Here is a 12,461-nt window from a genome sequence, read left to right as displayed (position 1 = left end):
GTCCACGACCGTCACTGGGTCTGGGCGCGGAGCGCTCGGAGGCACCTGAAGGTCCGCCGGCTACGGCGTGCGGGCTGCGTCCCGGTCGGAGATCCGCCAGAGCACGGTGCCCAGCAGCGCGAGGGTGCAGACGTGGACGGCCGTGCACCACAGGCACAGGGCGTTGACGCGGAAGAGCTCGACCCAGACGAGGTAGAGCACCATCACCACCCCGAGAACCACCGCCGCGACCCGCACCGGGTCGAGGGCCCGAACACGCCAGCCGGCCGGGCTCGCGAGCGCAGCCATCCCGACGAAGTAGGCGAGCCCGAGGACGGCGACCGGGACCCCGAGGATCGTCGAGTACGAGCTCGAGGTGACCTTGGCGCAGTTGACGACCGCCCCCTCCGGGCAGGCCAGGAGCGCGGGGGAGGTGAAGTGCTCGACCGTCAGGTAGATCGAGATGACCAGCCCGACCAGGGCGATCACGAACGACGGGTCGACCCGGGTCCGGCGCGGCGTGGCGACGTCGGCGCTCACGAGAGCGCCTTGGCCCCGGCCTGGACGCCGGCGGAGGTGCAGACGGCCGTGGGGGCGTTCTTGGTGGTCGCGCAGATCGCCGCGGTGATCACGTTGGCGCTCCCGTCGACCGCCTTGGCGATGTCCGAGCTCGGGTCCGACAGCGCCGCGGCCACCTGTGCGTGGGTCTTGCCCTGCAGCACCTGCGCGTCGTAGGAGGCGCCGCTGATCAGGTACCTGCCGCCGATGTTCACGAACGGGATCGCACCCTTGGAGCTCGCCGGAACGTACGGCGGGCTGGCGTAGGTGCTGAAGGTCTGCTGGTCCGCCGCCGACAGCGTGTCCAGCGGCGCACCCTTTCCGTCCTCGGTCTCCACCCCGGTAAAGGACACCGTCGAGCTCGTGTAGCTCGAGCCGTGGAAGGACAGCGTGGGCGTGCTCGGGAAGACGTCGTCGGCTGAGGACGCCGTCTGGCCGAGACCGGAGAAGGTGCCGAACCGGGAGAGGGCGACGACCATCGCCCACCGTTCCGCCGCGCAGTAGGGGCAGTACTCCGCGCCGACGTAGAGCACCCGGGGCTTGCCGTCCGCGGTCAGCGCAGGGGCGCTGATCGGCGCCGGGGGCGTCCTGATCGTGCCGGTGCCGACCTGGTCCAGCACGCCCGCAGGTACTCCGGTGACCTGGCTGATCACGCCGCTCTCGGCCGGACCGGTGGCCACGGGTGCCCGTGACCCGACCCCCGTCAGCTTGACGACGACGAGCGCACCGACGGCGACGAGCACCACGGCGATCGGGACGATGGCCATGATCAACCGGCGCCGACGTCGCGCCTGCCGGGCCTGCTCCGCCGCGAGCCGGGCCCGGGCCGACGCGGCCTTGGACGGGCGGGCCGGCGCGGGGGTGGTGCGCTGCGGCGCCGACCGGCCCTTGGTTCCCGGGCGGCTGGCTGGCTTGGGCGAGGTCATGACACCATCCTGAACGATCCGGCCCGAGCGATCGTGCCGCCGTACTGGCGCCCCCGGCAGGATTCGAACCTGCGCCACCGCCTCCGGAGGGCGGTGCTCTATCCCCTGAGCTACGGGGGCCGGGCCGGTCGAACCGGCCATCAGCCCGTCTGGACCGAAGAGAAATGTACCAGTGTCGGCGGGGTGGCCGTGCCAGCCGACAGGTCCAGCGGCTGGCGGAGCCCGCCGCGCTCGGTCGGATCTGGCAGGCTCGTACCCGTGACCCACACCCATGTCGCAGGCTCGATCCACGCGGACGCAACTTCCCGCGCGCCCAGCTGGCTGGCGCTGCCCGAGGACGTGAACGCGTTGTTGCCCCGGCTCTGGAGCGCGAACGCGGCCAAGGACGCCGACGGCGTGCTCACCGTCGCGGGGATGAGCGTGACCGAGCTTGCCGACCGGGTCGGCACCCCGGCGTACGTGGTGGACGAGGCCGACCTGCGGGCCCGCGCCCGGGCGTTCGCCGAGGCGTTCGCCGGCTGGGAGATCTACTACGCCGCGAAGTCGTTCCTGTGCACCGCCGTGGCCCGCTGGGTGAGTGAGGAGGGGCTGGGGATCGACGTCTGCAGCAGCGGTGAGCTGGCCGTGGCCCAGCGCGCCGGGGTCGACCTGCGCCGGGTCGGTCTGCACGGCAACAACAAGAGCGTCGCCGAGCTGCGCCATGGCCTGACCGCCGGCGTGGGCCGGATCATCGTCGACTCCTTCGACGAGATCGCCCGGCTGAGCGCGCTGGCTGAGGAGCTGCAGCTGCGGGCGCGGGTGATGGTCCGGGTGACCACCGGCGTGGAGGCCCACACCCACGAGTACATCGCCACCGCCCACGAGGACCAGAAGTTCGGGTTCTCGATTGCCGGCGGCCAGGCGGCTGAGGCCCTGGCGGCCTGCCACCACGCGTCCTGGCTCGACCTGGTCGGCATCCACTCCCACATCGGCTCGCAGATCTTCGAGCCGGACGGCTTCGAGGTCGCGACCCGCCGCACGCTGCGACTGCACGCCGACTTCGCCCAGAGCAGCGGCGTCGAGCTGCCCGAGCTCGACCTCGGCGGCGGCTTCGGCATCGCCTACACCAGCGCCGACACCCCGTCGACCCCGCAGGCTCTGGCGACGGCCCTGCGCGGCATCATCGACGCCGAGTGTGCGAGCCTCGGGATCACCGTCCCGCACCTGTCGATCGAGCCGGGCCGGGCGATCAGCGGCCCCAGCGCGTTCGCCCTCTACCGCGTCGGCACGGTCAAGCAGGTGCTGCTGGACGGCGGCACCAGCCGGCTCTACGTGGCCGTGGACGGCGGGATGAGCGACAACATCCGGACGGCCCTGTACGCCGCGGAGTACTCCGCGACCGTCGCCAACCGGCGCTCCGACGCCCCGCCGGCGCTGGCGCGCGTGGTCGGGATGCACTGTGAGGGCGGCGACATCCTGGTCCGCGACGAGTTCCTGCCCGCCGACGTGGCGCCCGGTGACCTGATCGCCGTGCCGGCCTCCGGTGCGTACAGCCGGTCGATGGCCAGCAACTACAACCACGTGCCCCGGCCGCCCGTGGTCGCGGTCACCAGCGGCGAGGTGCGGACGCTGATCCGGCGCGAGACGATCGAGGACCTGCTGGCCCTCGACGTCGGCTGACGGATTTGTTCGTCCCGCTGCCGCTCATGGGAGAGAATGGGGCGCCGTCAGCCCCCGTCGGCGCAGGACATGAAGCCGGAAGGACCCTCTGACGATGACCAGCGCGACCGCCACGAGCGCGCCGCCGAACGCTGGGCCGGTGCGGCAGACCGCGGCAGCGGCCAGCACCACCGACCTCTCCGGCTCGCCGCTACGGGTGGCCCTGCTCGGCTGCGGCGTGGTCGGCTCGGAGGTCGCGCGGCTGCTGACCGAGCAGGCTGTCGACCTGCGTGCCCGCGTCGGCCGACCGCTCGAGCTGGTCGGCATCGCCGTCCGCCGGCCCAACCGCAGCCGCCCCGGCATCGACCCGGCGTTGTTCACCACCGACGCCGCCTCGCTGGTGACCCGACCCGACGTCGACCTGGTGATCGAGGTGATCGGCGGCATCGAGCCCGCCCGTTCGCTGATTCTCGCCGCCCTCGCCAACGGTGCCTCCGTGGTCACGGCCAACAAGGCGTTGCTGGCCGAGGACGGGGCCACCCTGTTCACCGCCGCCGAGCAGGCCAAGGCCGACCTGTACTTCGAGGCCGCGGTCGCCGGCGCCATCCCGATCATCCGGCCGCTGCGCGAGTCGCTGGTCGGCGACGAGATCACCTCGGTGATCGGCATCGTCAACGGCACCACCAACTTCATCCTCGACAAGATGGACACCGACGGCGCGGGCTTCGCCGAGACCCTCGCCGAGGCGCAGGAGCTCGGCTACGCCGAGGCCGACCCGACCGCCGACGTCGAGGGCTTCGACGCGGCGGCCAAGGCGGCGATCCTGGCCAGCCTGGCCTTCCACACCCGGGTCACCGCGGCGGACGTCTACCGCGAGGGCATCAGCGAGGTGAGCTCGTCCGACATCTCCTCGGCCAAGGCGATCGGCTGCGTGGTCAAGCTGTTGGCGCTGTGCCAGCTCTCCGACCCCTCGACGTCTGGCCGTGACCGCAGCGTCTCAGTCCGGGTGCATCCGGCGATGATCCCGCGCAGCCACCCGCTCGCCGGGGTCGGCGGGGCGTACAACGCGATCTTCGTGGAGTCCCGCTCCGCAGGTCGGCTGATGTTCTACGGCCCGGGCGCCGGTGGCTCGCCGACCGCCAGCGCCGTGCTCGGCGACCTCGTCACCGTGGCCCGCAACCGGGTCCGCGGCGCGGTCGGGCCCGGGGAGTCCAGCTACGCCGCCCGCCCGGTGGCCGCGATCGGCTCGGTCACCACCCGCTACCACCTCTCGCTCGAGGTGGCCGACGTGGCGGGCGTGCTCGCCCGGATCGCCCAGGTCTTCGCCGAGCACGACGTCTCGATCCAGACGGTGCGGCAGAACGGCCGCGGTGCCGAGGCCTCGCTGGTGATCGTCACCCACCGCGCCACCGATGCGGCGCTCAGCGCGACCGTGGCGTCCCTGCACGAGCTCGACGTCGTCCGCGACGTGACCAGTGTGATGCGAGTAGAAGGTGAGTGACATGGCCCAGGCCCCCGTCGCGGAACGCCCGGCCCGGGTCCGGCTCGCCTCCGGACTGATCGCCCGCTACGGCGAGTGGTTGCCGCTCGCCCCGACCGACCCCGTGGTGTCCCTCGGTGAGGGCAGCACGCCGCTCGTCGAAGCCGGCCCGTTGGCCGAGCTGCTGGGCTGCTCGGTCTTCATCAAGGTCGAGGGGGCCAACCCGACCGGCTCCTTCAAGGACCGCGGGATGACGGTCGCGGTCAGCGCCGCCGCCGCGACCGGCGCCCGTGCGGTGGTCTGCGCCTCGACGGGCAACACCTCCGCCAGTGCCGCTGCGTACGCCTCGCGCGCCGGGATGCTGCCCGTCGTGCTGCTGCCGGCCGGCCGGATCTCCACCGGCAAGCTCGTCCAGGCCATCGTGCACGGAGGCAAGGTCGTCCAGGTGGACGGCAACTTCGACGACTGCCTCGAGCTGGCCCGCCAGCTGGCCGAGAGCTATCCGGTGGCCCTGGTCAACTCGGTCAACGACCTGCGCCTCGAGGGCCAGAAGACGGCCGCGTTCGAGATCGTCGACGCCCTCGGCGACGCCCCGGACCTGCACGTGATGCCGGTCGGCAACGCCGGCAACATCTCCGCCTACTGGCGCGGTTACCGGCAGTACGCCGAGGCCGGGCACGCCACCCGGACGCCGCGGATGTGGGGCTTCCAGGCCGCCGGTGCCGCGCCGTTGGTGCTGGGCAGGCGCGTGCTGGCCCCCGAGACCGTGGCCACCGCCATCCGGATCGGCAACCCGGCCTCCGCGCACCTCGCCCGGGCTGCCCGGGACGAGTCCGGCGGGCTGATCGAGGCCGTCACCGACGACCAGATCCTCGACGCGCAGGCGTTCCTGGCCAGCCGAGAGGGCATCTTCGTGGAGCCCGCCTCAGCGGCCGGGGTCGCCGGCCTGCTGGCCAAGCGCGAGCGTGGTGAGCTGGACGCCGGCCAGCAGATCACGGTGACCGTCACCGGTCACGGGCTCAAGGACGTGGACACGGCCCTGTCGCGCTGGACCCCGCTGCAGGCCGAGGTCGTCCGCGCCGAGCTCGGGGCCGTGGCCGAGGTCTGCGGTCTGCGGGAGTGACCGCGAGTCCACGCGTGCTGGAGCCGGGCCGGACGGTCACCGTCGAGGTGCCGGCCACCAGCGCCAACCTGGGTCCGGGCTTCGACTGCTTCGGCCTGGCACTCTCCTGGCGTGAGTCGGTCGAGCTGGGCGTCACCGACGGCGGCTACGTCGTCGACGTCACCGGGGAGGGCGCCGACGCGGTCCCGCGCGACGACTCGCACCTGATCCTGCGCTCGGCGGTCCGCGGTCTCGCCGACCTCGGCGTGAGCGTGCCCGGCTTGAGGCTGCGTTGCCACAACACGATCCCGCACGGCCGTGGTCTCGGCTCGTCCTCGGCGGCGATCGTGGCCGGACTGCTCGCGGCGGCCGCCCTGGTCGGCCCCGCGGAAGAAGCCTCCGCCCGTCGGCGTTGGCTCCTGCAGCACGCCTGCGACGTCGAGGGTCACCCCGACAACGTCGCGGCGGCGATCTACGGCGGCTTCACCCTCGCCTACACCGGCGCCGCCGGTCTGGACGTCGCGGTCGTGCCGGTCCACCCCGACGTCACGGCCACGGTGTTCATCCCGGACGTCGCGGTCGCCACCACGGCAGCCCGGGGTCTGTTGCCGGGTACGGTCCCGCACCGTGACGCTGCCCAGAACAGCGGCCGGTCCGCTCTGCTGGTGCACGCCATGGCCGCTGATCCGGACCGGTTGCTCGACGCGACCGCCGACTGGCTGCACCAGGACTACCGCGAGCCGGCGATGCCGGTCTCGTGGGCGTTGATGACGACGCTGCGCGCGGCCGGCCACGCCGCGGTGATCAGCGGCGCCGGCCCGACGGTGCTGGTGCTCAGCGGCGGCGGGGACAGCGAGATCCCGGACACCGCCGGGTTCCGGCGGCTGGGGGTGGGCATCGGGACCGGGGCCGACCTCGCGACGACCACCGGTTGAAGGGCTTGCCGGCGGCCACGGCGAACACTCGGCGTCCGGGTGGACGAATAGTGGCTGGTGAGTGCTAGCCTTTCCGTGCCGCCTGGCCAGGGGAACCACAGTGACTCACGACGAGTCGCAGGTAACGGTTCTGGGCTGGACATCGCCGCGGAGGCAGGCGCGGCGCGGACGACGCTCACGGCGTGTCCCCGCCACTTCCACGACACGTCGCCACGACGTGACGCGAACTCAGTACTACCGCCCTGGAGTGACGCATTTCAGGGCCTGGATGGGCATCCGTGCCCGATCCGAAAGGAAAAATCTTGACTGACACCGCCGAAATGACGAGCGTTGCGCCGACCGACGGCGCGGGCGCTCGTCGGCGTAAGGGATCAGGCTTGGACGCCATGGTCCTGCCCGAGCTGAAGCAGCTCGCCAGCACCTTGGGTCTGCGAGGCACCGGCGCGATGCGCAAGGGCCAGCTGATCGAGGCCATCCGGTCCGCGCAGGGCGGCTCCGGCGGCTCGTCCAGCCCCGCCGTGACCACCGGTACCAGCGAGCGCCGTTCCGCGCGGCAGGCCGAGGCTCCGGCCGAGCAGCCGAGCCGCAGCAGCGCAGCCAAGGCCGACGTGGCCGCCGCGCTCGACGACCTGCAGCGCGCTCCGCGTGAGGCGATCGCCCGCGTCGAGGAGGTGCGGGCCGAGCCTGCCCCCGAGCGTCAGCCGGACGGGGACACCACCGCCCGCAACGGTGACGACGCCGGTGACGGCCGGCAGCGCCGCCGCGAGCAGGGCCGGGACACCCAGCCCCGCGAGCAGAACGGCCGCCAGAACGGCGACCAGAGCCGGCAGAACGGCGACCAGAGCCGGCAGAACGGCGACCAGAGCCGGCAGAACGGCGACGCCGCACGCAACGACCAAGCGCGCAACGACCAGGGCCGTAACGACCAGGGCCGTAGCGACCAGGGCCGTAGCGACCAGAGCCGCAACGACCAGAGCCGGAACGACCAGAACCGTAACGACCAGAACCGTAACGACCAGAACCGTAACGACCAGAACCGCAACGACCAGAACCGCAACGACCAGAACCGCAACGACCAAGGTCGCAACGACCAGCGGGGGGACTGGGACGACGACCAGGGCGGCCGTCGCGGTCGTCGGCGTCGGAGCCGTGACCGGCAGAACCGCCGGCCCACCCGCGGCGGCAACGGTGGCGGTCTCAACGGGTACGAGGCCGACCCGGTCGTGTCCGAGGACGACGTCCTCGTTCCGGCGCGCGGCATTCTCGACGTGATGGACAGCTACGGCTTCGTCCGTACGTCGGGCTACCTGCCGGCTCCTGAGGACGCGTACGTCACCCTCGCCATGATCAGGAAGTACGGCCTGCGCAAGGGCGACGTCGTCACCGGTTCGGTCAAGGCGTTGAAGGAGGGCGAGCAGAACACCACCGGCAAGCCCTCCAAGTCCAACCCGTTGATCAAGCTGGAGACGGTCAACGGCGGCGACCCGGAGCAGGCTCGCAACCGGGTGGAGTTCGCCAAGCTGACGCCGCTCTACCCGCAGGACCGGCTCAAGATGGAGACGACCCCGAGCAACCTGACGGGCCGGATCATCGACCTGGTCTGCCCGGTGGGCAAGGGGCAGCGTGGCTTGATCGTGTCGCCGTCCAAGGCGGGCAAGACGATGATCATGCAGTCCATCGCCAACGCCATTCACCAGAACAACCCCGAGGTCCACCTCATGGTCGTGCTGGTCGACGAGCGTCCCGAGGAGGTCACCGACTTCCAGCGGGCCGTCCAGGGCGAGGTCATCGCCTCGACGTTCGACCGTCCGGCCAGCGACCACACCACGGTCGCCGAGCTGGCGATCGAGCGGGCCAAGCGACTGGTCGAGGTCGGCCGGGACGTGGTCGTGCTCCTCGACGGCATCACCCGGCTGGGCCGCGCGTACAACATCGCGGCCCCGGCCTCGGGCCGGATCCTGTCCGGTGGGGTGGACTCCGCCGCGCTGTACCCGCCGAAGAAGTTCTTCGGGGCGGCGCGCAACATCGAGGGCGGCGGTTCGCTGACCATCCTCGCCACGGCGCTGATCGAGACCGGCTCGAAGATGGACGAGGTGATCTTCGAGGAGTTCAAGGGCACCGGCAACATGGAGCTGCGGCTGCGCCGGGAGTTCTCCGAGAAGCGCATCTTCCCGGCCATCGACGTCGACGCCTCCAGCACCCGCCGCGAGGAGCTGCTGATGAGCCGCGAGGAGCTGGCCATCGTCTGGAAGCTGCGCCGGGTGATCGGCGGTCTGGACAACCTGCAGGGTCTGGAGATGCTGCTCGACCGGCTGCGGAAGACCTCGAGCAACGGCGAGTTCCTGATGGCCATCACCAAGAACATCCCGGCCTGACCGGCTGCGGGGCCCCGGGACTAAAAGCCCGGGGGTTCGCGGTTGGAGGATTTGTGAGCGCGGAAGCCTCCGCGCCATAATGAACCCTTTGGTGCCGGTTCACGTCCCGCAGCGCGCGTGACGACCCGGTACGCAGATGAGGAGATCGACATGAAGGCCAACATCCACCCGACGTACGTGGAGACCCAGGTCACCTGTACCTGCGGCGCCACGTTCACCACCCGCAGCACCAACGGCGACGGCATCATCCGCGCCGACGTGTGCTCGGCCTGCCACCCGTTCTACACGGGCAAGCAGAAGATCCTTGACACCGGTGGCCGCGTCGCCCGCTTCGAGAAGCGGTACGCCAAGCTCGCCAAGTAGCACTCCGGGACGCCGGGAGGCAGGGACTCGTCCTTGTCTCCCGGCGTTTCGCACGTCTCCACCCCACCCCGGCCGACTTGTCAGAACTGAGTTGTCCTAGGGGGCAGCTCAGTTCTGACAAGTCGGGAGCTCGCTCGTGTTTGAGGCTGCTGGTCCGCTGCTGGAGGAGTTCGCCGCGCTCGAGCTCGAGCTTGGTGACCCGACGATCCACGCCGACATGGCCCGGTCGCGTCGGGTCGGCCGGCGGTACGCCGAGCTGACGCCGATCGTCAAGGCGATGACTGACTACACCCGGATCACCGACGACCTCGCCGCGGCGCAGGAGCTGGCCGCGGACGACGTGAGCTTTGCCGCGGAGGCGACCGCGCTCGAGGAACAGCTGGTACCCGTGGTCGAAAGGCTCACCCGGCTGCTCGCGCCCCGCGACCCCAACGACTCCGCCGACGCGCTGGTCGAGATCAAGTCCGGTGAGGGTGGTGAGGAGTCGGCCCTGTTCGCCGCCGACCTGCTGAAGATGTACACCCGCTACGCCGAGAGCCGCGGCTGGAAGGTCGAGGTGCTGGACGCCCAGGAGACCGACCTCGGCGGCTACCGATCGGTCACCGCCGCCATCAAGGCGTCCTCGGTGGGCGAGCCGGACGCGATGCCGTACGGCGTGCTCAAGTTCGAGGGCGGCGTGCACCGCGTGCAGCGGGTGCCCGTGACCGAGTCTCAGGGCCGCGTGCACACCTCGGCCGCCGGCGTGCTGGTGATGCCCGAGGTCGAGGAGACCGAGGTCGAGATCCTCGACGACGACCTGCGGATCGACGTCTTCCGCTCCTCGGGCCCGGGCGGCCAGGGCGTCAACACCACCGACTCCGCGGTCCGGATCACCCACCTGCCGAGCGGCATCGTGGTCTCCTGCCAGAACGAGCGCTCCCAGCTGCAGAACCGCGAGCAGGCGATGCGGATGCTGCGGTCCCGGCTGATCGCCGCTGCGGAGGAGCAGGCCGCGACCGAGGCGTCCGCGGCTCGCCGCAGCCAGGTGCGGACGGTCGACCGCTCCGAGCGGATCCGCACCTACAACTACGCCGAGAACCGGATCTCCGACCACCGGATCGGCTTCAAGGCCTACAATCTCGACGTCGTGCTGAACGGAGACATGGGAGCGGTCCTGACCGCCCTGCAGGAGGCCGACACGGCGGAGCGGCTGTCGCAGGTCGGCGAGCCGGTCGGGTGAGCCGACCCGTACGCCCGCTGCTGGCGTACGCCGTCACCGAGCTGCGGGACGCCGGCATCGAGAGTCCTGAGCAGGACGCCCGGGTGCTGCTCAGCCTGGCCTGCGACATCGAGCCGGCGCGGCTGCCGCTGCTGGACGCGGTCACCGACGACCAGGCCGACCTCTTCGAGTCGATGGTCATCCTGCGGGCCGTCCGGACCCCGCTGCAGCACCTGACGGGTCGCGCCTACTTCCGCCACGTCGAGCTGGCCGTCGGGCCTGGGGTCTTCGTGCCGCGGCCCGAGACCGAGGTGATGACCGGCTGGGCGATCGAGCAGCTGCGGCCGATGGCTTGGGAGATGCAGCGTCCGCTGGTGGTCGAGCTGTGCGCCGGCTCCGGGGCGATCGCCAAGGCGCTCTACGACGAGCTGCCCCGGCGCGTCCGGCTGCACGCCGTCGAGCTGAGCGAGGACGCGGCGTCCTGGGCCCTGCGCAACCTGCGCGACACCAGCGTAGAGGTGCACGTCGGCGACATGGCCACGGCTCTGCCCGAGCTCGACGGCACGGTCGACCTCGTCATCGCCAACCCGCCCTACATCCCCCTCGACGCGTACGAGTCGGTCCCCCCCGAGGTGCGCGACCACGACCCGGCGCTGGCGTTGTTCTCCGGCGCCGACGGGCTGGACGCGATCCGGGTGCTGGTGCGGACCGCCACCCGGCTGCTCAAGCCGGGCGGGCTGCTCTGCTTCGAGCACGCCGACGCCCAGGGAGAGTCCGCTCCGGCCGTGGTCACGGCGGCCGGCGGCTTCAGCGCCGTCCGTGACCACCCCGACCTGACGGGTCGTCCCCGGTTCGTCACCGCGGTCCGCCGGCTCGCCGCGCGCCGATGAACGCCGGTCCTCAGGCGCGCCCCTCTGGCAGGATGGGCGGGTGAGCGAGTCCGTCAGGCCTGAGCCGTCCACCGGGCCTGAGGGCAACAGCGCCGACGATGAGCTCGAGAGCGTCACCTTCGCCGCCCACGAGCCGGACGAGCCGGAGCCGGTTGCGCACGCGATCGACGACTTCGGCACCGATGAGGTCGCAGGTGAGCTCGAGGCGGGTGGGGACGACGCGGGCGAGGAGCCCACGGTCCTGTACACCCGGTTCGACTGCACCGGGACGGGCGCGGACCTGACCGTGGCGGCCGAGGCGGCGCGCGCGGCGGTCGAGCAGGGGGAGTGCGTGGTGCTGCCGACCGACACCGTGTACGGGATCGGCGCGGACGCCTTCAGCGGCGACGCCGTGCAGCGGCTGCTGGACGCCAAGCGCCGCGGCCGCGACATGCCACCGCCGGTGCTGATCGGCGAGGCGAGCCTGATCCGGGCGCTGGCGACCGACGTGCCCGAGCAAGCCAAGGACCTGGTGGCGCGACACTGGCCGGGACCGTTGACGGTCATCTGCAAGATCCAGCCCAGTCTGCGGATGGACCTGGGCGAGACCGGCGGCACGATCGCGCTACGGGTGCCCGACCACGAGCTCACCCGGGAGGTGCTGCGCCGGACGGGCCCGATGGCGGTCAGCAGCGCCAACCTCAGCGGCTCACCGGCCGCGCTCACCTGCGACGAGGCCGTCGACCAGCTCGGCAACGCCGTCAGCGTCTACCTCGACGGCGGGCCGCTGTCGACCACGGGCGGGGCGCCGTCCACGATCGTCGACTTCAGCCAGCACGAGGACGGTGAGGTGCTCCGGCACGGCGCCCTCAGCCTCGAGCTGCTCCGGGAGACCCTGCCCGACCTCGTCGACCTGGTGTCCGAGCCCGAGCCTCCCGCCGAGCCCGAGCCTCCCGCCGAGCCCGAGCCCGCCGCCGAACCCGAGCCTCCCGCCGAACCCGAGCCTCCCGCCGAACCCGAGCCCGAGCGTCACTGAGT

The 12,461-nt window shown here is 71.8% G+C and carries 11 protein-coding genes and 1 tRNA gene; 9 read left to right on the top strand and 3 right to left on the bottom strand.

Annotated elements, in window-relative coordinates; genetic code table 11:
• Window positions 1–60 precede the first annotated feature (60 nt).
• The 3 genes from ACFE76_RS19270 to ACFE76_RS19260 form a co-directional block, all read right to left on the bottom strand.
• The gene (locus ACFE76_RS19270; protein WP_375433402.1) at window positions 61–519 is read right to left on the bottom strand and encodes a vitamin K epoxide reductase family protein; all 459 of its coding nucleotides are present in this window, start codon (window positions 517–519) and stop codon (window positions 61–63) included.
• On the bottom strand, window positions 516–1,463 hold the full coding sequence (locus ACFE76_RS19265; protein ID WP_375433401.1) for a DUF929 family protein: 948 nt from the start codon (window positions 1,461–1,463) through the stop codon (window positions 516–518). The genes ACFE76_RS19270 and ACFE76_RS19265 overlap by 4 nt, the downstream gene beginning before the upstream one ends.
• Window positions 1,464–1,508: 45 nt before the next feature.
• Window positions 1,509–1,583, bottom strand: a tRNA-Arg gene (locus tag ACFE76_RS19260).
• 138 nt (window positions 1,584–1,721) lie between these two features.
• Between ACFE76_RS19260 and lysA the strand changes: the two genes are divergently transcribed.
• From lysA to ACFE76_RS19215, 9 genes are all read left to right on the top strand, one after another.
• Window positions 1,722–3,122 carry a diaminopimelate decarboxylase gene (lysA, locus tag ACFE76_RS19255; protein ID WP_375433400.1) on the top strand — a complete coding sequence of 467 codons (1,401 nt, stop codon included), beginning with the start codon at window positions 1,722–1,724 and terminating at the stop codon, window positions 3,120–3,122.
• A gap of 94 nt (window positions 3,123–3,216) precedes the next feature.
• Window positions 3,217–4,602, top strand: a complete 1,386-nt coding sequence (locus ACFE76_RS19250) for a homoserine dehydrogenase (protein WP_375433399.1) — start codon at window positions 3,217–3,219, stop codon at window positions 4,600–4,602.
• A gap of 1 nt (window position 4,603) precedes the next feature.
• The gene (thrC, locus tag ACFE76_RS19245; RefSeq protein WP_375433398.1) at window positions 4,604–5,704 is read left to right on the top strand and encodes a threonine synthase; all 1,101 of its coding nucleotides are present in this window, start codon (window positions 4,604–4,606) and stop codon (window positions 5,702–5,704) included.
• Window positions 5,701–6,618 carry a homoserine kinase gene (gene thrB, locus ACFE76_RS19240; protein ID WP_375433397.1) on the top strand — a complete coding sequence of 306 codons (918 nt, stop codon included), beginning with the start codon at window positions 5,701–5,703 and terminating at the stop codon, window positions 6,616–6,618. The genes thrC and thrB overlap by 4 nt, the downstream gene beginning before the upstream one ends.
• Window positions 6,619–7,004: 386 nt before the next feature.
• The gene (rho, locus tag ACFE76_RS19235; protein ID WP_375433417.1) at window positions 7,005–8,993 is read left to right on the top strand and encodes a transcription termination factor Rho; all 1,989 of its coding nucleotides are present in this window, start codon (window positions 7,005–7,007) and stop codon (window positions 8,991–8,993) included.
• A gap of 150 nt (window positions 8,994–9,143) precedes the next feature.
• The gene (gene rpmE, locus ACFE76_RS19230; protein WP_375433396.1) at window positions 9,144–9,356 is read left to right on the top strand and encodes a 50S ribosomal protein L31; all 213 of its coding nucleotides are present in this window, start codon (window positions 9,144–9,146) and stop codon (window positions 9,354–9,356) included.
• Between the two features lie 136 nt (window positions 9,357–9,492).
• Window positions 9,493–10,575 carry a peptide chain release factor 1 gene (gene prfA, locus ACFE76_RS19225; RefSeq protein WP_375433395.1) on the top strand — a complete coding sequence of 361 codons (1,083 nt, stop codon included), beginning with the start codon at window positions 9,493–9,495 and terminating at the stop codon, window positions 10,573–10,575.
• A complete protein-coding gene (prmC, locus tag ACFE76_RS19220) occupies window positions 10,572–11,444 on the top strand; it encodes a peptide chain release factor N(5)-glutamine methyltransferase (protein WP_375433394.1) in 873 nt (290 codons plus the stop codon). Before prfA ends, prmC begins: the two co-directional genes overlap by 4 nt.
• A 40-nt stretch (window positions 11,445–11,484) precedes the next feature.
• Window positions 11,485–12,459, top strand: a complete 975-nt coding sequence (locus ACFE76_RS19215; protein WP_375433393.1) for an L-threonylcarbamoyladenylate synthase — start codon at window positions 11,485–11,487, stop codon at window positions 12,457–12,459.
• Window positions 12,460–12,461 lie beyond the last annotated feature (2 nt).

This window comes from uncultured Friedmanniella sp. (assembly GCF_964244005.1).
GTDB lineage: Bacteria > Actinomycetota > Actinomycetes > Propionibacteriales > Propionibacteriaceae > Microlunatus.
Note: the sequence above shows the minus strand (reverse complement) of the source record. Positions and strands in the feature narration are given on the sequence as shown.